Raw genomic sequence first — 18619 nt, 5'->3', positions numbered from 1 at the left:
GAGGTTATTCGCCTTCAGCAGCTTCAAAGGGGAGACTGGCGACGGAACCGGCAATCTGGATTGCGCCGCTGGGAACGTGCTGATCCCAGGTTTGGCTGGCGCCGGGGCCGATCGCGCTTGTGTTGAGTATCGTCGGCGTGCCGCTGGCCTTGTCGAAGACGTAGAGGGTGCCGCTGGCGTTCGGGTTCGATATCCGCAGGAAGCCGCGCAACGAGTTTGCCTCGACAGCCTGAGTGAAGGTGCCGGAGGTGGCCGAACACGTACCGCTCTTGTCGGTATACGTCAGGGCCATCGAGAGCTGGGAAGCAATACCTTGCAAGACCGTCAGCGCATTCGCCTGAGCGGCCGACGTGGCTCCGGTTGCCAGATAGGCTGCGATAGACTCCAGCTGCGCTAGCGCGCTTGCCTGACCGGCTGCGGTCGAAGATGTGGCAACAGACGCCGCAATAGCCTGTAGGACGGTCTGCGCGGCTGCCTGAGCGCTTGCGGTCGAGGTTGTGGCGAGAGCTGCAACAATTGCCTCAAGCTGGCTCAGGGCGCTCGCCTGCGTCGATACGGCTGTGGCTTCGATCGACTGAAGGATTGTTACGGCGGAGGCCAGCGTGTCATCGGTCGCCGGGTTGACGATCACACCCGACGAATTCACGCTCGTGTGGACGACATAATAGTTGCCGCTCGTCGCGTCGTAGGCAAAGCCATACTGAAACGAGGCGCCCCCGAAATTGCCGGTCAGCTGCGAGGAAAGGGTCAGCGTCATTGTGCGGCCACCGTAGGCCAGACATAGGCGTCGATTTGAGCAGTGGTCGTCACGGTGCCAGCGGTGATCTGCGAGAGCAGGGTGCCCATCGCCGCGTAGACGCTATCGATGTACGTCCCTGCCAGGGTCGCGAGCTGCACACACTCGGCGCCGGTAAGCGCCGTCACATTCCCGTTGTTGTCCAACCACGACTTGCTGCCTGTAGGATTCTGCTGTCCGAAAAGCGCCAACAGAGCGAGGTCAGATCGGGTGTCGTTCGTGGCATCGCAAAGGACATTGATCGCGGTGGCGCCTGACGTAGCCACGTTGAAGGTCTGACCTTTGGCAAGGACGGCGGTTTGCACCTTGGCCGCGTAGAGCGCGAGGTTGGCCGTCGAGATTGCCGGAGCGGGCGCCTTCAAAGCCGCTGCAAGGTCTGCGTCCGTGGGCTTCGTGATGTTCGGAACATTCCAATAGGAAATCGTGACAGTGCCAGCGGCGTCTGCACTGAGTTTGCAAAGTGCGTTTGCGCTGTTACCATTGGTTCCGAATAATGTGTCGCCAGATAGTGAAGTTAATTGAATCAAATATTGAGTAAGCTGCATTAGTTGATTTTACCGATCGAAAGTGTGCATGGGACGCTAAATCCGTTTGATGTTTCATCGTAACTACCGGCGTGAGAAAGGCCGGTCATGTAAATCGTGCCACCGGCTTCGACGTAGGCAACGGTCGATGTGGAAATGCTCGTTCCAAGATAGAAATCCTCATTACCGTATGAGGATTGAGCATTAACGGCATTGCCATTGACCCAGATACTGGAGCTGAAATAGGAGGCTTCATTGCTATTGGAAGAAACAAAAAGCGAGACATACGAGTTGACCTGATACAGGCCAGATTTGCTGACTGTAATGATGCCAGCGCTCACCGAACCCCATGAAGTGGGTGGTCCAGACACCGGGCAAATCGTGTTGACGTAATCGTTGATGTTCTGCTCGGCCGCCAGCGTCCAATTCCCCCAGCTATCTGGGGTCGCCAAAGGCGCGAACACGGGCGTCGTGGGGATCGTCGAGATGTAGTTTGCGATCCACGTGGCGATGTTCGACATAGTGGTGCGGTAGTGATGGTCGGCAGCCGCGCCGCCTTCAGATTCCTGCGCGTAAAACGAGATCAGATCGTTGGCATTGATCGTGTCTTCTTCTGCCAGCCCTGGGTAATTCAGGCTGAAGACGTTCGACACATCCTTGACGCCCTCACCAGCGGAGAAGGTCGGAATCTGCACCGTTGCGATAGCTACAGCGATCAGGTGGTCGATTGCCTCGTAGAGCTGCGAGAGATCAGCGTCGCTCGGCGTGATACCGGCTGCCGCAATGACATTAAGGATTTCGTCTTGAGGGTTCGTGCACAGCTGGTAGGGCGGAAAAGAGCCCTGAGTACCAGTTGCTGGCGTACCGTTCGTCCAAACTGCTGTCGTGTCTTCAACACCCGTTGAAGGATTAAGCGGGTAGTGTCTTTGCATTAAATGATGGGCACCAATCTATTTCGTATATTTAGTAGGGGAAGAAGAACTCGAATGAAGAATCGTGTGTCACGTAGCTGAAGAGAACGATCGTATGCGTGGGCTTCCACCTATTGATCACGCACTCCAAATCTTCGGCGCGAGTAATTTCCAAGAAGGGGTCGCGGCCGAAGCTGGAGCCGCCGAAGCTGAAGCGAGCGATACGCGGGGACTCGACTTTGACGGTCCAGTAAAAGCGTGCGGTCGGACCTTGAAAGGCGCCATGCGACCCACCGAATTGCGAAAGGCCAAACTGGAACGGCACGTACTCGGTGATCGTGATCGCGTAACCAAGGCTCGCAGCGAAATCGATAAAGAACGCGCGGCTTGCAGCGCCTTGGATCGTGATCTTCTGCAACAGAGCGTTGCGGCGCTCATTGAGCGAGAGAACGGTGGTCAGGCACGGATCGGGGAGACCATAATTGGCTTCCCAATCCGGCAGCATTTCAAAGGTGAAACGCGGATCGGCCTCGACGAACATCAGAGTGTCGGCCGCCGCTGAAACATCGCCCCAAATCTGAGCGCAGCCGGTGACCCACTGCATCAACGGGCCGTCTGGCTCTCGCGACCATGCGGCGCCTTGCGGTAGCTCAGACTCGATGGCTTGCGCGTAGTCGGCCGCCGTGTGCGCGACGTACGTATCAGCCATAGAGGATTGTCCCCAATACCCCGATGTTGCCGTTCGACGACGGCACGAAATCGTTCATCGCGAGGTCGAAATCTGTGACACCGGATGCGCCAAGGATCGCATCGCTGACCCAGGCCACCGAGATGGTCTTTGCGGCAACGAGCGTTCCGTTCGACGAGGTAGCCGGTCGAGCGCGGTTGAAGATCATCTTTGCGACGCTGGCTGCAATGGCCGTGCGGGTCGCCGTCGTATCCTTGGTGAGGTTCGAGATCGTGAAAGACACCGGCTGAGGGATCGGCGCGCACACAAACAGATCGGCGACGGTCACCGGGCGTACGGTGTCAAGGTAGGCTTTGACTGCTACAAGGTCTGCCGCAGTCGGCAGGCCGCTGGTCATCGGGTCAGAGGTTGCGCGAAGATCGTCGCACATGATGCGGATCGTGACCGTGCCGGGTCCCATCTCATTGGGAGCGCACCACGCTCGGGTCACACCGGGAACCGCTAGTGCCCAGGCCACGTAATCCGAGGCGTCGCCACCCATAGGAGGCTGAGACAATCGGGCCAGGACGCGCGTGCGCAGCTCGTCATCGGTTTCCTCGTCGGCGCCGCCCGTCAGTGAGACCACGGTGCCGGAGCCTGCATTGAGGCCAGCGACGGCGGACGTGATCGTCAGACCGGACCCGGCTGCCAGATTACTAATGACACCGGCCGTCAACGATCGGATGGAGAACGTTGTGGGGGAAAGGCCGATCGACGCTTCAGCAGTCGTCTCGTAGACGATCTGGGTTGAGCCACTGAGTGCTGTGAACTGGGAACCGGCTGGCAGGATCGTCGCGGCTACGGTCGCGGTCATCGTCGCGGTGCCGCTGGCATAGGTGGCGACCTTTCGGCCTTTCGAGCCGTCTGCGTTTACCAGATAGAGGGTAGCGTGTTTATCGAGGAAGACCCCCGTGGCGGTGTCGGGTAAAATCTGGAGGGAGAGGTACTGAATGAACTGGTAGGCGAGACTGGCATTGCCAGCATTCGCGTCTGCCAGAACACGCGGATAGTCGTTCGGGATAAGTGGAGCGCCTATCTGGGATGTGATGTAGTCGCGATTGTTGGCGCGGACTGTCGCCAGATCAGGCGTGGTCCAGTTGTTCGAAGTCATCCCTTATTTATTCGGGGTGGCTACGTCGCGAAGTTCCAGAAATCTTGGTAGGCCAGCGAGATCGCAGCCTTCGGACCACGGTATATCGTGATCGTGCCGGTGATCTTGTCGTTGCCGCTTTGCACGATATTGACCGTATACGTCGAGCAAATCTTCGCGGTCACGAATGGATCAAGAGCTTCAGCAATGTACCGGTTGGCGATTGCCAGCGTCGAACCTTGCTTTGCACCTGAGTCAGTCAGTTTGCTGCGGCTCAGCAGCCAGAGACGACAGCCGATATTCCAGCCTCCCCAGATATCAGGCGCCTGATAATCGCCCCACCAGCCTCTGCGATCGTCGTCGCGATTGTTCGGAAGCACGTCATCGGGCAGTGCAAGCCGATCCGTGTTGAGCGCCACCATAACAGCACGGGCCAGCGCGATATCCTCGTCGGGTCCGACAGTGGGATTGAAGAACAATCCGATACCGACATCGAGCGTCGCATTCGGGTCTGTGCTGGCGTTGATCGGTAGAAGCTGAATACTCGGCATCGATTATTTAGTGGAGAACAGCAGCGTAGAGGCGCCCGTTTGCAGCATCACGGGTATCGATGCGCTTTCGCTGCCGAAGCTGATCTTGCCATCGGTAACGACTAGTAGCGTTCCCTTGACCGTCGTCTCGACCTTGCCATCACTGACTACAACGTTTGTTCCGTTAACGTCGGCGGTGATCTTGCCATCGGCTACAGTGAGCGTCGCGTTGCCGACAGTCAGCGTGTAGGGTTTCTTCGCACTGCCTTGATCGTGCACGAAGCCATCGTCGGTAAACTTCATGATGGCATTGCTGTGATGGTACATGGCGGAGTCACCGGCCTTCAGGTTCTTCGGCCGATACCTGCGATCATCGACGGCAAGTACGATTGGATGTGAGCGCGAACCGTTGACGAAGCCGATGATGGCTTCAGCGGCTTTGCCCGATGAATCGTTCGCGGGTGCCATCGGCACGCTGGAGACGCCGTATGGCTGGAAACGCTCGACGCCGGTCAGCAGCTCATTCTGGAGTACGCGGACATCGTTGGTCTGCATCATGTGGCTGTCGTCGGCGGCATTGATCGTGCCGCGCGCAATGGAAAGATAGACGCGCCGCGACGCGTCGAGGGAATTACCGCGCATTTGTCCTTAGGTTGAGATGGTGTAGTCCGGCTTATCCGGGGTAGGCGTGTTGACGTTCGTGTTGAACGGTGAGGTGCCTCCAGCCGGTGCAGCGGCGGCTCCGCTGTTGGCAGTCTCGCTGAGTAGACGCGTTGGCTTCAGCTCCAGGGTCGTCGTCGAGCCGTTTTGATCGTCTTGCTGGAATGTAATCGATTGGATGCCGAGCTGCTGTGTCGTGGTGCCGCCGTAGAACAGCATGGGCGAGTAGACGGATACGACTTGCTGCGTATCCCAGAGCTGCCCACTGGGATTGGTCCAGCCGTTGACGGTGATGTTCACGGTGAATTCCGGGAGCGTGCTAATGTCGGCTTCGTGTTGCACGCGGTCGGCGAGGTCGGCCGCGCTGTTCGTCGGATGCTCGACGATGAAGAGCTTGCGAAGGTTCGGCAGCCCGCCCGTAGCGGTCGCTGTCGATGAGAAGGCGCGCGGTGGCCAGTTCTGGTCATTACCCGGCGATTGCGCTACGCCACTGTAGGAGCCGACGACGCCCTGGTTGTCCATTTTGGCGGTTGCGCGAAGGATGTTCTGGCCTTCCGTGAAGGTGGCGCCTGAACTGGTGTTCTGACCAAGACGCGAGGCCACAAGGTTGCCCTGGGCATTGTCCGTCAGATAAAGCCCGCGTTGGAGGGCCATTCGAGAGATGAACTCAGCGGCTGTCTCGCCATAGTGGACCACTAGGTTTGCAAAAGTCTTGGTCGCCGCGTCGCCTGCGTCGGCCATGATCAAATTGATGTTGTGCTCAGCCAGGACGGCGTTCGCGGCTTGCTGAAAGGTGTAGCCGTTGTAGTTGCCCGGCTTCACGGCGATGCTAGAGTCTACCGCATCGGACGTTACGGATCGTCCCGCGATGACGACTTGATGGCTCGATTTATCATACGCAACAGAACGCGTCGTGACTCTGCCGGTTAGCGCTAGTTGCCCAGCGAGCGTTATTGTTACTGCATCTCCGGGAGCAAGTTGTAGTGAAACATAGGACGCGCCATACGCGCCTTCGACCGGGCTGAACTCAAAAACCGAAATGGCGTTGCCATAATCGCGGCGAACCATTACGGATTGCCATGCACCATATACACTGTTGTTCGCTGTTATGGTGGCCTGTAAGTTTGGGGTGGACGTGGTCATGAAGATATTTAGTGTGTGCGTGATCCTCGCTTTGACGATCCATGGTGCTTGTGCGGACGAAAAAAGTGTAGATCGCAACAAGATGCTCGCTGCGTCCCTAATACTTGGGCCGGAAATGCAAGTGTCTGGGAATATTGTAGTTGATGACGATGGTCGCGCGCACATGGACCGGATCGTCAGTGACGAAGACTCGGTGACATTCGAAAAGGTCAACGAGTGCGTCTATGCGGGCCGTGCCGAAAAGCGCGGAAGGCAGCCCACCTACGCCGTAATCGACTTCAACAAGCTCGATGGGCAGTGGTCCACGCACGGTTCGAGGATGGATATGACGGGCGAGAGTGAGGCGTCATGCTTCCAAACGCTGGCGACCAAAGAGCAATATTGCTCGGCCGGTGTGGTCATCTTCTCGACGGTGCAAGCGAGGCGCCTCGGTGACAGCCTCGCATACATGCTGCGCCACGGTTGCGGCGGAGGTGATCCGAAGCCGTATTAGCCCAGGTCTGACGGCGTGGTCATGGTGGACCAGCGGTGCAGCTTCGCCTCGATCATGCCCGATGCCTGCACCGAGGTCTTGTGTGCAGGACCGTGCACGTGGATGTCGGCGCGCACCGTGCCGTCCTGCTTCCCAGGCTGGCGTCCCGCGACTGGTGGTGGCTGGAGACGGTCCGGTTTCGCATGCGCGACGTAGCCTGAGTTTCCCCAGCGAGGGTCCGCTTCACGAAGCCCATGAAAGCCGTGCCAGACGCGGTGAAGCTCAGACCCGTTTCCGCCGTCAGCGTAGTGCGGGTTCTTCTTCAGCTTGCGGGCAATAAACTCGGCCGCATAGCGGATCATGGCAGGGATCGCTTTCGGGTTGTTGGTAGGATCGATGCCGGTGTCGTGCTTGAACTGCCAGCCAAAACGTCCCTTCGCCATGTTGAACTGAAGGGGTCCCCACGCGCCGCCGTCGTTCTTGTCGCCGTAATCGTAGTAGCCCTTGTGCGCGGATTCACCAGCTCGCATACCTTCCATGATGCGAGGATCGATATTCACTCGCTTCGATTCCTGGGTGATGAGCTTGGTCAGATCACCGGGCTCCCCGATATCCATGTCCATAGGACGCCGTGGGCTGTCGCCGTCTTCGCGGCTGGCACGCCTGCCACGGCCGCCGCCTCCACCACCATGGCCGCCATCCCCTCCACCAAGGCCGAGGCCACCGCCGCCTTGCGGTCCAAACGAGATGTTCTGCCCGCCGCCTTTGCCGTCTGCATCCTGGATCGCCATCAATTCACGGAAGGCGGCTAGGAAGCCCATCTTGGTACCGGCCGCGATCGTCGCTGCGAGAGATGTACTGACACCTTCCCCAGAGCCACCATACGAAGCCATGTGCAGGAGCCCACCCGAGCCCTCATAGGAGGACTTGTGGAAGCCGCCGACGCCACCGAATTCCTCTTTGAGCCGGTCGCCAAGCGAAGGCTTCTTGAACGCGTCGTGATCAAGGGCGCCGTACGGCTGAGGCGTGCGGAGCGCGCGCTTGATCCGCTCGTCGTCCATATCGGGCGCGTTCTTGCGTTCGTCGGCCGCGCCACCGTCATGCTGATCTTTCGCGGCCTTGCCGTCTGGATTGAAGAACTGAGCCGCTTTCTCGACGATTGCGGTGAGCATGCCGAGGAAGCGCGGGCCGACCTTATTCTCGAAATTCTCTAGCGAGATGTTCAGGTCTTTTACGGCATCGCGCATGGCCTGCTCTTGCTTCAGCATCTCAGGCGAGATCGGCGCAAGCTTGGTCTTCATCGACTCCAGCTCTTTGATGAATTCGCCCAAGCCACCGCTGAACAGCTTCTCAGCATCTGGCCCGTGGCCCGGAAACAGGTGCTCTAGGAAGCGTTTTTGGGCTTGTGGGCCTTTCGCTTTGGCGATTTCCTCAGCCTGACGAAGACCGTCGAGCAGCGCGTCGCCGATGCCTTCGTGCTGCATTCGGCCGATTACCTCTGGCCACTGACTCATTTCCTTGAACAGATCACCAGTCGATCGCTTGAATTCCGGCATCAGGCCAGCGAAGCCGTCGAGCATCCCCTTCATGGCGTCACCAGCTACCCCAAAATGCTCGCCCGCATGCGCGAACTGGTTGACTTGATCCGTGGTCATACCAATTTCGCGGCCAAGCTCTTTAAGAGCCAGTTGCTGAGTGGCGAGTTCCTTGAATTGCGCGACCATGCCAGCGAGAGATGCTGCCGCTGTAAGGCCGCCGATCCCCATGCTGTTGATGACACCGGCTGCACCGCCGCCGCTCTTTACGAAGCCATCGGCCTCTTTTCCCAGCTTGGTGAGCCAGCCGTTGGTTTCCTTCATGCCCGGCGTGGCACCGATCGAATTGAGTTCTTTTTGGATTTTCCGAAGCGCCGCCGACATATTGTCTCGGACCTCGGCCTCCAGGATCAGCTTTTCGTTGGCCATCTTTCCTTTGTGTTACCGTCGTGTCTTCATCGCCGCACGGAAGCGAGGGCCAAATGCCCTTGATACTTCGCGGCGCATCGAGCGCGCAAAGTCTTGTCTGAAGGGAACGTCCTTCTTGATCTTGACGGCCTTTTTCAGCACGTACGCGAGCTTCAGCTTTCGGCCCTTTTTGCCTACACGCTGGTAGATCACATCGCCTTTCTTGAATGAGTCGGCCAAGTTCAGCGGCTTCAGGCTCTGCGGCACACCACGACCACTGCGACGAGCTGCGATCTGTTTGCTGGGGACAGCAAGGTTTGCTCTGCGAGGAACCTTCGTTCCGCCGTCCGCGTGGAGCGCAAGGCTTGCCCGGTTCAGCTTGTCCGTGATTGCTACGCGCAGCCGTTTCTTTGTCGCTCTGTTGCCCTTTAGAGTGAGAGCGGCCTTCATGAAGCTCTTGTTACGCTGCTTTATCGAACTGGGCCACGTATCCTCGATCAAGGTTTTCCGAGTGGCTTCGGCCGCATCGTTCAGCGACTGTGCGAGGGCGAACGGTATCTGATCCATGGCGCCGCCAATACGCTTGGCAGCACGTTCAAATTCTCGGAAGTTAAAGGTCAGTTTCATCGAGAGAAGATTTCCTCACCAGCGTCGTCCGCTAGGTCTTGCTGTGTATCGGCGAACAGCCGAAGAATCTGATCAGTCGGCAAATCGTAAAAGGTCAAAGGCGATACGTGATAGAAGCGGGCCAGCCTTCGCGCCATTTTCCCAGTTTCTACCAACGGGCAGAAACTTCGACCGTCAGCGTCTACAGCCCAGGGATAAAATGGCGCGCAAAACCCCAGAATATTTCGAGTGCATCGTTTGGCTTAAGCTGTCCCAAAATGCTGACCGGGATACCAGACAGTGCTGACAGCATCGCGAATGCCTTGGTCTCGTCGATTTCAATGGTGGGCGGATCGAAGCGCGGGTCGTACTTCACGGGGTTGCCGTGACGCTGCATATCGCCACTTGTGGGTTCGCGGACTGCAATTTCAGAAATTTCGTCGTCGAGGAAGCGGATCGGCTTCTTAAGGACGTGCGTGAAAATGGGATCGGGTACGGGTGTGAAACTCATCCCGTATTTATGCGGACAGAGCGGAGCCCGATGCTGGCATGAAAGCCGGGTTGATGACCTTGTTCTCCGCCACCAGCTCGTCGGCGCGGCTCGCATCCGCGTATAGACGCTGTGCGAGGGCGTGGGAGGTCAGCGTGCGGCCGAAGCTGTATGTGATCATGTTCGGCAGCGGGCGGGCTCTGGTGGTCAAGTCTCGCACGATGGCGGCATGTGCTGCGATCAATGCCTGAAACGAGCTGGAGTCGCCGTTGTCGGCCGCGAAGATTTCCGCCGAGTCGAAGGCATCGATGAGCTGAGATAAGGCGGTATCCACGTCCTGACGACTGGTAAACGTCGTCGTGGCGTAGACCTTCACTTCTTCAGAGAGGGTCATTTGGATGCCGATGTTCTGAATGGCTACAGCAGTCGTTGTAGTCGGCGCCAGTGCAAGCAGGGTGGTACGCACGCTTTCGAGCGTCGGGATGGCGGCGCCAGCTTCGAAAGCAAGGTCGAACACATTGAGCAGGGCGCTTCCAAGCGACGCTGTACGGATCAGGGTATCGGCATTCGAGTTGAGGTCATCGATAGCGTAGCGCAGGTTGGCCGCGTCGATGCCAGAGGCGCCGACGAGTACGCCACCGAGGGCCATCATCATGGTGGCCAGTACCGAAATGGCCTCGTCAAGTTCGGCAAGGGTCATATCGAGATGGTGCCCCCATTGGCCAGAGAGTTGTTGGTGGTGTTGTCCAGAGACTGACCTGACTGGTTGCCCAGGTTCGATCCGGCTGAGGATGCCGCCGACTGTGTGTCCGTGGTGATCGCCGTACCCTGAAGGTTGCCGGACTCGACGAAGACCATTTCGAAGGTGGCGAGGCCGCCGCGCTCACGAGATTCCGAGGTGGAATAGCTCTCGCAGTTGGCCTGCACCGTGCCCAGGGTCGGATGCACAAGGGTGCCGGGGCCGTTCGTCTCACAAGCCGCTATAAGGGCCGCGCGGTCGGCGATGTAGGTCGGCCCGATCAAGTAGCCTGCGATCGTCCAACGCCGGGCTCTGCGGCCGAGGTCTTCGACGTAAGGTACGTCGCGCATCGGGAACTCGTGCGCGACAAGACGACGGCCACCACTTTGGCCGTCAGTTTCGGTGTAAAAAGGCGCCCCCGAAAACGACGCCGGGAGCATCGCTGAGCGCCACGGCTGCGAGGGAAGCGCCACTGAGACCTTTGTTAAATCTCAGTCATCGAAGCGCCCTGGAATTCGCAGGCGATGCGACCTTCCGTGGCGTTGATCGTGGTGCCAGAGCAGAAAAAACCCTGGGTCAGGACGTAGGTCTTGCCGTTTGCGAGGCTCACCTGCATCGTCGAGCTTGTGATCGCTTCAAGGGTCGTCATCGATAGGCTGTCGCCAGTCGTCAGATCGGCCTTGAAGCCCTGGACCACCGGCATTTCCGTGTAGCCCTGATAACCGCTCTGTCCTGCCTGACCTTCACGCTTCACACTGGACGCCGAGACCTCAAAATTGCCTCGCACATCATACGCGGTGCCATCGATCGTGAATGCGAGCGTGCCGCCAATTCTTCCATTTGCCATTCTTAAATTGGGTTTCCTTAATTAGGTGAGGTCGTTGTAAAGAAGGCGGAACTGAGCATCGACAGCCACCTGACGAAGCTGGCCCATAAGCTGCGGAGGCCAAAGGATATTCACGCGGTTTGGGTTATTGTCGTCGATCTCAACAACAAGGTTTGCTGTGAAGTCGGTAATGTCGCTCATCAAACCGTCGTAGACAGCCTGAATTGCTTCAGAAACGAGTTCAGCCTTAATAACACTCGGAGTAACAATGGCCTGCCCGGCGCCATACTTGGTAGAATCTGGGGCGAGCTTGTGTCGAGGATATTTTGATGTGATTGCGGACTTCATCCTATTGAGAAGTTCTGCAAGGTTGCTTAGGATTGTCAGCAACCCAAATGCAGTGTCGGACTGACCGTAGCTATTGAACTGGTACTGGGTGGCTTCACGCAGAATAGCGGGCACGCCGTTTGCGTTCGTTGCCTGGATCGCGAGACCGTTGTTGGTCAACGTATTAAGTTCGGACTGATTGAAGCGAGCCGCAGGAAGAGCAGGCAGGATTCCGCTCAGCGGAAGCGTCTGAAGCGGGCGTGCTGGATCGTCGAGCAGGTAATATGCGCCATTCGCGCAATACGCGGCGGTGACTTCCCAAATCGGCGACGGTACAGTCGGCTCAATGATCATTGTCGAGATGACTGCACTATTGTGTGCTTCGCCCCATTCCAAAGCATCCGCGAAATCATTACGGCTAGCATTATATATCCACCCGTATTGCTGTCGGGTGTACGACCACCGGCCAACAGTCGGCGAGAAACCGTACTCGGAATCCCAAGCATCGAGCGACGCGGTGTCATTATAGGGCATCGCCACGTGCACGAAGTTCTGGCTCTGGATCGCCGCGATGATCGCGGTAAAATCAGGCTGGCCATTGCCACCCGTGAAGGCGGTCAGCGTTGCTGCAAAGCCGGTCGGGAAACTCTGTCCGCCGTACAGGCCGAGATAGTTGAACGACATCTGAATGTCGTTGCCGGTGTCTCCGATCCACTTGCAGGTGAGATCGACCTTGCTGGTATTCGTCGTATCGACGGAAGCGCTGACAACCATCGTCGGGATCGCGTTGATCGCGGCAGCGAGGCGAGTGGCGACGTTCGCCGTCGTATCCGTCGTATAGGCGTTGATCGTGACGAGCTGGCCTGCGATATACAGGTATACGACGCCCGATGCTGTTGCGACGGAAGTAATCGTCACCGATGCGGTTGCTGCGACACCGGCCGTAGGCGCGGCGACTGGTGCAACCCAAAGGTTTTGGGTGGTGTTGATCGCATAAAATGCCGAAACCATGCGCTCGGCCATCGAACCCTGACCGAAGAGCTGGCCAGCGATAGCGACGGAACCTACGGGCGTCGGAACGTTGATCTGTGCAATACCGGTCGAGAGCATCTGTCCGACGAGCAACGCGGGCTGGTCTTCAGTAAGATTGCCTGCCATGCTGCCGTCAACGACGGCGAAAAACAGCGGAAGCTTAAAAGACTCAGGAATTGTAGTAGAAATAGCCAAAGGGTTGTCCTTCAAGGAAATCCCTGAAGGCAGCGCTTCCGATGGATGATTTAATTAGTTCGCCGTTAGGCTGTGTTCTTATTTATCAAGCAGGCTTTGCTGACGATGCAGCCATAGTGGCGAAAGGAAACGGAACGCCATCGGCTTTTACGGGCGCTACAACCGTTACTGATCCGTCACTGAGACGGCGACACGTGTAATTGTCTTTGGGCCAGTAAACGCCTTCGGCCACCATCGGGCCGTGCGTCGGATGCTTCAGGTAAAGCGAGCTGGATTTCGTCGGATAGACGTAGATGATTGGAATTCTGAGTGTCATGACTTGGGGAGAAAGATTTCCGTGTAGACGGGATTGTCGTGGAGTGACTTGTTGACTTTGGTCTTGACGGTGGCTTCGCGGAAATCGTTCGGCGTAAGCGGTGGCCACATCGATCGGAAGAACAGTTCGAATTCGATCTGACCTTGTGCGATGTAGTCTTCGCCGTCCTTGGGGTAGCTGTAGCTCACATCGACATGCTCAACGGCTTCGAACAATTCGAGCCACGATGTGTCGGACAGCAAGGTCATCTTGACCGCTTCAACGAATGTGACGATATCCGCGTCAACGTTGAGGTCGCTGGTGTCGGCAGCGATAATGTCGATGATCAGGCTGAGCCGGTGGTCGAACTTTGGCTGGCCAGCATTGGCATCGCCCATCGGCGACGTTCGCTCGCCAGCGTTGTAAACGACGGCGAGCGGCAGATTGTATTCCTTGATCGGCTTCGTATACGTCTTCGCGACGCTCTTGAGGCCGGTAATAGCCAAGAGGCGTTCATACGTACCGTCGCGGATTTCGATGGGAGAGCAGGGGTAGTAGGTCACCGTGGCGTGACGCTCTTCAACAAAAGATCGGACCCACCCTGGGCATCGAGAATGGTGTCATTGACGACGTATGTGACACCACCCGTCGTGATCTGATCATCCTGAAGCGGAGGTGCGGCGAACTCAGAAACGCGAATGCCGATGACAGGCGTGTTGGTCGAGATGTAGTCGCCCTGAGCTGTCGGAATTTCGACCATCTTGAACGACCACACACCCCGTGCGGCGTAGGGAACTGCGCCCGGCTGAGACTTCACCGGATTTATGACGATCGGCTGCGCAAAGGCCGTCATGCACGGCTTCAGAACGAGTCGGGAGAAATCGATCATTCAGCCTTTCGCGGCGGGCTTCAGCTCACCGAACCGAGCTAGCAGGCGCTCGCCTTCTTCACGCTCCAGCGACACGGGATCGCCAGCGGCGACGTAACGCTTGCCCTTCTGTGCGGGGATGATGACCAGACCGCTGTCATCGACGATCGCAGGCCGATCGCGGCTGGCGTCGGGTACGGCAACAGTGACATTGAGGTGGTAGGTCTTCTTGGCCATGCTTTCCTAAAAATGAGGGGGCCGTTCGGCCCCCGTCAGGTCTTTACGCGACGGTCGCTGAAAGCGTGGCCTGTGACCAGCCCAACGCCGGTAGCGGCGCCGATGCACTCGTAATCGACAGCGCGCTCGGATCGTTGATCAACCAGCTCTTGGAGTAGATCGGCTGTGCGACCATGCCCGCCTCGATGTCCTGGATTGCGCCGTAAAGCCGCGTGCCGCCCGCACCGACAGGGTCGCCCATGATGACGGTGTTGTCTGGCATGATGGCGGTCTGGTTGCCGTTCGCATCCCAGATGTAGGCCTGATAGACCCAGATTTCGAAGCCAGCGACATTCGCCATCAACATCGCCTCGTTGCCGACGCCGCCCACCGCATAGCCTGCAAGATTGACATCGCCAGAGGTCTGACGGAACGAATTCATGACCGTGGCGACACCCGGCGAAGTACGGAACTTGTCGAATGCCAGCGGGTCCATGACGACGACGCGGGGTACGAACCCAGAGGTTGCCTGCACCATGGTGCTCCAGGTGCGGAGGTCTTCGAGAGCGTCTACGCCAGTCGCGCCCCAAGCAGTCGAACCGGACAGCGTGATGGTGTTTGCCGAAGGCCGGTTGTAGCTGACGGTCTGGGTCGGGAAATCCACGTCCTGAAGGACGAGGCCACCAGTGAGCAGGCACTGTGCAGCGAGAGCTTCCTTGCGACGGTTGATGTCATTGACCTGATCCTGGAGGACCTGGGCAACAGCGAGGTCAAGGCGTTCCTGCGGCGTGAGAACGCCACCGAACTGCTCACCCGCGCGGCGACGCAGAAGCTCGCCGGGGACGATCTCGTGCCGAACCTTGATGTAGGCAGGCTGGATGGCAGTGGTGCTGTACGAACGCTGCTTGTAGGTGCGGGCAGGAACGTTCGGGCTGACGAGTGGAGCGAGACGCTTGTTGCGGTCGATCTGATCCAGGAAGACAAGTTCAGTGTCGAACTGAATCTGGGTCTTGAAGAAAACGTCGTAGAGAAACTGCGGCGCGACATCAATGACCTGATAGGCGCCCATAAGAGCGGTAGTCGAATACGAATTAAAATTAATTGCCATGCGGCGGTTTCCTCAGAAACTACCCCATGGCGGCAGGCGCCCGGTGGGTAACGTTGTTAGTGTTTGGTGTTATTTATGTTTGGCGATGATCTTTTGGATGCCGACGATCTTGCCGTGGGCGTCTATACTGACCATCTTGAGGTCATCATCAGAGGCAGGAACTGTAAGTCCCGCTCTGGCCAGCTCGCTCTCGATGAGAGCGCGCTGGTAGGTCTTGGCGCGAAGGCGATAGCGGGCCTTATCACGCCTCAACTCATCGACAACGACTTTTGGGAAGCTTTCCAGCATCCGGTTAGGCGACAGTTCCGACGACGTGGATGAAGATCGGCTGGCCAGATTCTGCAAACGATGCATTTACTGTCGCCGCCGTGTGACCGGTGCCGAAAATACACTTAATGTCGGCGAAATCGCCAGTGAAATAGGCGTTGGCGCTTACAGCGACGGTGCTTGCGTCGATGTCGTCAGCGAGGATGCACTTCGGGTTCTGTGAACCGTCTGTTGCCGCCAGTACCGACACGATGCCGTTGCCGTTAGCCGTAACGAGGCCGAGGATGGTGCCACGCTCCAGGACGGTGCCAGCGGCGTTCGAACCAGCTGGAATCGTCACCTGACGGGCGCGGATCGGGAAATCACCAGCAAAAAGCGGTGTGAGTTCAATTTTGGGAAAAGTATAGCTGCTCATAAAAATTCCTTACTTCTTGGAGCCGAGGTGTTTGCGGATGTGGCTCCAATCCTTCTCTTTCTTTTCGAGAGAGGGCTCGGTGACTGCGGTGACGGTGGGCGCGAAGTTTGCGCTACGGCCCTTAAGCCGCTCCAGGATGACATCCTTGAAGCCCTGCACTGAGGTGCCGCGTTCGGCGTGTTCCTGGCCAGCATCGTCGAGGCCGTAATCGCGGCTCAGCGAGATGATGGTGCTAATGCGGGCGCGCTCAGCCGAGACGGCCTCTGCGCTAATACGCTCGATTTCGACGGTGGGGGTCTCGGCGACAGCTTCGACAGTTTCGATCGTTTTCGCTTCGACGACAGCCTCAGCAATCACGGGGTTCTCTTCAGCCAAAATGGCCTCCTTATCTTCGGAAATGTTTGATCGGGTCACGATGCAGGTATTTAGTTCGGCGGCAGCCTCGGATCGCATGCGGATTTGGGCGCCTGCGTCAGCAGGAACAGGGACTGCGCTGATTTCGCAGGGTTCCCAGTCGGTCGCCGTCATCGTGGCCGGTGAGCCATCGCGGCCCTCGGTACGCTCGAAAGCGTAGACCGAGTAGCCGATAGAGATGTTGCGGATCACACCGTCTTTGATGTCTTGAACGGTGTCGGCCGCGCGAGCAGAGCTTGAGAGCTTGACGGTCGCCAAGCCAAGGCCGCCGTCCATCCGGGCGCTCCCTGGCACGACGCTGCCGATGACCGCGTTCAGCTCGTAGCTATTGTGCGTGTCTAGGAACGACGCGCCTGCGTTTAGCCGCTCCAGCCGAACATTGTCCGACCCGGTGGCAAGCCGCTCGATATAGGGATTACCAGCCGGGTCAGATCGCGTAACATCGGCGCCGGTCGTCCAGATGAGGTCAACGGTGTTGGCCTCTGCATTGTAGGACTCGGCATTTAGGCGCGCGGCCCTCGCTTGACGCGGCAGCTGCAAGCTTTCTTTCATCGACGACATGTTTTTATTTATCAAACCGTGTCGTCGTCACTCTGATCAGGCGTATCGGCGGGGATCGCGCCGTCCTGTTTCTTCGTTTTCTTCTTCTTCTTTTTCGATCCCTTGCCCTTTGAAGGCTCATCGGACTTCTGCGCAACACCGCGTCCGGTCGATGCACGCGGATCGGAATCCAGCACCACGCCGTCTTTCGACGCCTTGTCCTGGAATGCCTTGATCTCTTCGTACAGCTCGTCAGGGTCGAAACCCGCGTCGGCGACGGTTGCCGCCCAGGATGTAAGACCAGAGCGGATCGCTTCGTTTTGAGCTGCCACATCGTCAGTAGGGTTGACGTATTCCCACTTCGGAAACGCCCAATCTACGGGGACATCAGGCGTGTCGATGACACCCGCCAAGAAAGCGGCTTCGCACCACCACTCCCAGACCGGATCAAGAAACATCGGTACTAGAATGCGAGCCTGGATCGAACTGATGATCCGGCGAAACTCGACAGTGCCGCCGCGCATCGATGAGAAATTGACGCTCGAAAGATCGCCAGAGAGCAGTTCATAGGGGACACGGAAGCCCGATGCTGCCGTGCGAAGCTGCGAAGTCTTGTATTCGTTGTAGCCCCCGATGCTTGCAGGACTGTTGAAGGCGACGGTTTTACCGCCGCTGATATAGCCGATCTGCCCAGGTTCGAAGTAATCGATCGGGTTGCCGCTGCGATCGTAGGCGCCAGCCTGGATCGTGTCGTGGATACCGTCAGGATCGGTGTGGTTCCAGCCTACCTGAGCTTCGTCTTCTGTCGTGATGAGAGCGACCATGCACGCCTCAGTTCGTTTCCGGACGATCTCGGCAAGTTCGTAGTCAGCGAGGTGCTTCAACGTTTCGAAGCTTGGTGTTCCCCAAGGCACGCCGCGCATTTGGGTGCGCTGCTTTTCGTAGACGTGCAGCACTTCGCTTGCCGGGACAGGCTTCGATATCAGGCTCTGCGCAGTGTTAAAGAATAGCGTGCCGGGATGCTGCTCATACAGCCAGTACGCGACACGCTTCGATATGTTGTCGCCACTCGACGAAATCTCGACGCCCTGTATTGAGAATGTGCCTTCACTGAGCGGGCCATTCTTGAAGGGGTCGAGGAAATCGGCCTCAAGAAGTTGAAGCTGGAGTGGGACATCCTGTTTCTTGCTGGATTTTGTCAGGCTGCGACGAATAAGGACTTCGCCACCTTCGATCATCTCGCGTACTGCAAGATGCTGAAGGCCGTAGAAGTCTAGCTGTCCGTCTTGATCGCAGCCGCCCGCCTTCGCCCACTTGTTGAAGGCATCGACAACCTTCTTGTTCTGGTCTTTGTCGTCGAGCTTCGGCCGAGGTCTTACACCCGTTCCGACAGCATTCGAGACGAGGGCTTCGACGGCCTTCGCAACGTGAGGGTTGTTTCTGACGAGATCGCGCGAACGATCGCGAAGGATGCGGCCCGCCGTG

24 protein-coding genes are annotated in these 18619 nt (G+C 57.9%); 1 reads left to right on the top strand and 23 read right to left on the bottom strand.

Annotated elements, in window-relative coordinates:
• Window positions 1-4: 4 nt before the first annotated feature.
• Genes GSQ79_RS28270 through GSQ79_RS28235 form a run of 8 tightly spaced genes read right to left on the bottom strand, consistent with a single transcriptional unit; the run spans window position 5 to window position 6381 of the window.
• Window positions 5-757, bottom strand: coding sequence for a hypothetical protein (locus GSQ79_RS28270; protein WP_158812075.1), 753 nt, complete (start codon window positions 755-757; stop codon window positions 5-7).
• Window positions 754-1341 carry a hypothetical protein gene (locus GSQ79_RS28265; RefSeq protein WP_158812074.1) on the bottom strand — a complete coding sequence of 196 codons (588 nt, stop codon included), beginning with the start codon at window positions 1339-1341 and terminating at the stop codon, window positions 754-756. Before GSQ79_RS28265 ends, GSQ79_RS28270 begins: the two co-directional genes overlap by 4 nt.
• Window positions 1341-2252 (bottom strand): hypothetical protein, encoded by a 912-nt coding sequence (locus GSQ79_RS28260; protein WP_158812073.1) that lies wholly within the window; start codon window positions 2250-2252, stop codon window positions 1341-1343. The genes GSQ79_RS28265 and GSQ79_RS28260 overlap by 1 nt, the downstream gene beginning before the upstream one ends.
• A gap of 31 nt (window positions 2253-2283) precedes the next feature.
• A complete protein-coding gene (locus GSQ79_RS28255; protein WP_158812072.1) occupies window positions 2284-2940 on the bottom strand; it encodes a YmfQ family protein in 657 nt (218 codons plus the stop codon).
• Window positions 2933-4069 carry a baseplate J/gp47 family protein gene (locus tag GSQ79_RS28250; protein ID WP_158812071.1) on the bottom strand — a complete coding sequence of 379 codons (1137 nt, stop codon included), beginning with the start codon at window positions 4067-4069 and terminating at the stop codon, window positions 2933-2935. Before GSQ79_RS28250 ends, GSQ79_RS28255 begins: the two co-directional genes overlap by 8 nt.
• 20 nt (window positions 4070-4089) lie before the next feature.
• On the bottom strand, window positions 4090-4599 hold the full coding sequence (locus GSQ79_RS28245) for a phage GP46 family protein (RefSeq protein ID WP_158812070.1): 510 nt from the start codon (window positions 4597-4599) through the stop codon (window positions 4090-4092).
• A 3-nt stretch (window positions 4600-4602) separates the two neighbouring features.
• Complete coding sequence (locus tag GSQ79_RS28240) at window positions 4603-5220, bottom strand: phage baseplate assembly protein V (RefSeq protein WP_158812069.1); 618 nt, start codon at window positions 5218-5220, stop codon at window positions 4603-4605.
• 6 nt (window positions 5221-5226) lie between these two features.
• Window positions 5227-6381, bottom strand: coding sequence for a phage baseplate assembly protein (locus GSQ79_RS28235; protein ID WP_158812068.1), 1155 nt, complete (start codon window positions 6379-6381; stop codon window positions 5227-5229).
• Between GSQ79_RS28235 and GSQ79_RS28230 the strand changes: the two genes are divergently transcribed.
• A complete protein-coding gene (locus GSQ79_RS28230; protein WP_158812067.1) occupies window positions 6380-6874 on the top strand; it encodes a hypothetical protein in 495 nt (164 codons plus the stop codon). The two genes, GSQ79_RS28235 and GSQ79_RS28230, sit on opposite strands and share 2 nt — an antisense overlap.
• On the opposite strand, the gene GSQ79_RS28225 is transcribed toward GSQ79_RS28230, so the two are convergent.
• The 15 genes from GSQ79_RS28225 to GSQ79_RS28155 form a co-directional block, all read right to left on the bottom strand.
• A complete protein-coding gene (locus GSQ79_RS28225; RefSeq protein WP_158812066.1) occupies window positions 6871-8817 on the bottom strand; it encodes a hypothetical protein in 1947 nt (648 codons plus the stop codon). The genes GSQ79_RS28230 and GSQ79_RS28225 overlap by 4 nt on opposite strands.
• 12 nt (window positions 8818-8829) lie before the next feature.
• Window positions 8830-9423 carry a hypothetical protein gene (locus tag GSQ79_RS28220; protein WP_158812065.1) on the bottom strand — a complete coding sequence of 198 codons (594 nt, stop codon included), beginning with the start codon at window positions 9421-9423 and terminating at the stop codon, window positions 8830-8832.
• A gap of 181 nt (window positions 9424-9604) precedes the next feature.
• The gene (locus tag GSQ79_RS28215; protein WP_158812064.1) at window positions 9605-9913 is read right to left on the bottom strand and encodes a phage tail assembly protein; all 309 of its coding nucleotides are present in this window, start codon (window positions 9911-9913) and stop codon (window positions 9605-9607) included.
• A gap of 7 nt (window positions 9914-9920) precedes the next feature.
• On the bottom strand, window positions 9921-10592 hold the full coding sequence (locus GSQ79_RS28210; RefSeq protein WP_158812063.1) for a hypothetical protein: 672 nt from the start codon (window positions 10590-10592) through the stop codon (window positions 9921-9923).
• A complete protein-coding gene (locus tag GSQ79_RS28205) occupies window positions 10589-11071 on the bottom strand; it encodes a DNA circularization N-terminal domain-containing protein (protein ID WP_158812062.1) in 483 nt (160 codons plus the stop codon). The genes GSQ79_RS28210 and GSQ79_RS28205 overlap by 4 nt, the downstream gene beginning before the upstream one ends.
• 44 nt (window positions 11072-11115) lie before the next feature.
• A complete protein-coding gene (locus GSQ79_RS28200; RefSeq protein WP_158812061.1) occupies window positions 11116-11478 on the bottom strand; it encodes a phage tail tube protein in 363 nt (120 codons plus the stop codon).
• A 21-nt stretch (window positions 11479-11499) separates the two neighbouring features.
• Window positions 11500-13026, bottom strand: coding sequence for a phage tail sheath C-terminal domain-containing protein (locus tag GSQ79_RS28195; protein ID WP_158812060.1), 1527 nt, complete (start codon window positions 13024-13026; stop codon window positions 11500-11502).
• Window positions 13027-13323: 297 nt separating this feature from the next.
• Window positions 13324-13812, bottom strand: a complete 489-nt coding sequence (locus GSQ79_RS28190) for a hypothetical protein (RefSeq protein ID WP_158812059.1) — start codon at window positions 13810-13812, stop codon at window positions 13324-13326.
• Window positions 13813-13865: 53 nt separating this feature from the next.
• Window positions 13866-14195: a hypothetical protein gene (locus tag GSQ79_RS28185; protein WP_158812058.1), complete on the bottom strand. Its 330-nt coding sequence runs from the start codon at window positions 14193-14195 to the stop codon at window positions 13866-13868.
• The gene (locus tag GSQ79_RS28180) at window positions 14196-14411 is read right to left on the bottom strand and encodes a hypothetical protein (protein ID WP_158812057.1); all 216 of its coding nucleotides are present in this window, start codon (window positions 14409-14411) and stop codon (window positions 14196-14198) included. It abuts the gene before it with no gap.
• A gap of 43 nt (window positions 14412-14454) precedes the next feature.
• Window positions 14455-15498, bottom strand: a complete 1044-nt coding sequence (locus tag GSQ79_RS28175) for a major capsid protein (RefSeq protein ID WP_158812056.1) — start codon at window positions 15496-15498, stop codon at window positions 14455-14457.
• Window positions 15499-15567: 69 nt separating this feature from the next.
• A complete protein-coding gene (locus tag GSQ79_RS28170) occupies window positions 15568-15786 on the bottom strand; it encodes a hypothetical protein (RefSeq protein WP_158812055.1) in 219 nt (72 codons plus the stop codon).
• 4 nt (window positions 15787-15790) lie between these two features.
• Window positions 15791-16180, bottom strand: coding sequence for a head decoration protein (locus tag GSQ79_RS28165; RefSeq protein WP_158812054.1), 390 nt, complete (start codon window positions 16178-16180; stop codon window positions 15791-15793).
• A 9-nt stretch (window positions 16181-16189) separates the two neighbouring features.
• Window positions 16190-17155, bottom strand: coding sequence for an HK97 family phage prohead protease (locus tag GSQ79_RS28160; RefSeq protein ID WP_158812053.1), 966 nt, complete (start codon window positions 17153-17155; stop codon window positions 16190-16192).
• 11 nt (window positions 17156-17166) lie between these two features.
• Window positions 17167-18619, bottom strand: a 1453-nt coding sequence (locus tag GSQ79_RS28155) for a phage portal protein (RefSeq protein WP_158812052.1), incomplete at its 5' end; no start/stop codon positions are given.

It is taken from the genome of Beijerinckia sp. L45, assembly GCF_009765775.1.
Taxonomy (GTDB): Bacteria; Pseudomonadota; Alphaproteobacteria; order Rhizobiales; family Beijerinckiaceae; genus RH-AL1.
The sequence above is the reverse complement of the archived record's forward strand: the minus strand, read 5'-3'. Positions and strand labels throughout refer to the sequence as shown.

Coding starts and splice junctions, on each gene's coding strand:
- GSQ79_RS28260 (WP_158812073.1), bottom strand. CDS start 2,252: ATGCAAAGACACTACCCGCTTAATCCTTCAACGGGTGTTGAAGACACG.
- GSQ79_RS28200 (WP_158812061.1), bottom strand. CDS start 11,478: ATGGCAAATGGAAGAATTGGCGGCACGCTCGCATTCACGATCGATGGC.
- GSQ79_RS28230 (WP_158812067.1), top strand. CDS start 6,380: ATGAAGATATTTAGTGTGTGCGTGATCCTCGCTTTGACGATCCATGGT.
- GSQ79_RS28265 (WP_158812074.1), bottom strand. CDS start 1,341: ATGCAGCTTACTCAATATTTGATTCAATTAACTTCACTATCTGGCGAC.
- GSQ79_RS28175 (WP_158812056.1), bottom strand. CDS start 15,498: ATGGCAATTAATTTTAATTCGTATTCGACTACCGCTCTTATGGGCGCC.
- GSQ79_RS28165 (WP_158812054.1), bottom strand. CDS start 16,180: ATGAGCAGCTATACTTTTCCCAAAATTGAACTCACACCGCTTTTTGCT.
- GSQ79_RS28205 (WP_158812062.1), bottom strand. CDS start 11,071: ATGCTCCCGGCGTCGTTTTCGGGGGCGCCTTTTTACACCGAAACTGAC.
- GSQ79_RS28185 (WP_158812058.1), bottom strand. CDS start 14,195: ATGATCGATTTCTCCCGACTCGTTCTGAAGCCGTGCATGACGGCCTTT.
- GSQ79_RS28215 (WP_158812064.1), bottom strand. CDS start 9,913: ATGAGTTTCACACCCGTACCCGATCCCATTTTCACGCACGTCCTTAAG.
- GSQ79_RS28245 (WP_158812070.1), bottom strand. CDS start 4,599: ATGCCGAGTATTCAGCTTCTACCGATCAACGCCAGCACAGACCCGAAT.
- GSQ79_RS28235 (WP_158812068.1), bottom strand. CDS start 6,381: ATGACCACGTCCACCCCAAACTTACAGGCCACCATAACAGCGAACAAC.
- GSQ79_RS28180 (WP_158812057.1), bottom strand. CDS start 14,411: ATGGCCAAGAAGACCTACCACCTCAATGTCACTGTTGCCGTACCCGAC.
- GSQ79_RS28270 (WP_158812075.1), bottom strand. CDS start 757: ATGACGCTGACCCTTTCCTCGCAGCTGACCGGCAATTTCGGGGGCGCC.
- GSQ79_RS28225 (WP_158812066.1), bottom strand. CDS start 8,817: ATGGCCAACGAAAAGCTGATCCTGGAGGCCGAGGTCCGAGACAATATG.
- GSQ79_RS28250 (WP_158812071.1), bottom strand. CDS start 4,069: ATGACTTCGAACAACTGGACCACGCCTGATCTGGCGACAGTCCGCGCC.
- GSQ79_RS28220 (WP_158812065.1), bottom strand. CDS start 9,423: ATGAAACTGACCTTTAACTTCCGAGAATTTGAACGTGCTGCCAAGCGT.
- GSQ79_RS28210 (WP_158812063.1), bottom strand. CDS start 10,592: ATGACCCTTGCCGAACTTGACGAGGCCATTTCGGTACTGGCCACCATG.
- GSQ79_RS28255 (WP_158812072.1), bottom strand. CDS start 2,940: ATGGCTGATACGTACGTCGCGCACACGGCGGCCGACTACGCGCAAGCC.
- GSQ79_RS28160 (WP_158812053.1), bottom strand. CDS start 17,155: ATGTCGTCGATGAAAGAAAGCTTGCAGCTGCCGCGTCAAGCGAGGGCC.
- GSQ79_RS28240 (WP_158812069.1), bottom strand. CDS start 5,220: ATGCGCGGTAATTCCCTCGACGCGTCGCGGCGCGTCTATCTTTCCATT.
- GSQ79_RS28170 (WP_158812055.1), bottom strand. CDS start 15,786: ATGCTGGAAAGCTTCCCAAAAGTCGTTGTCGATGAGTTGAGGCGTGAT.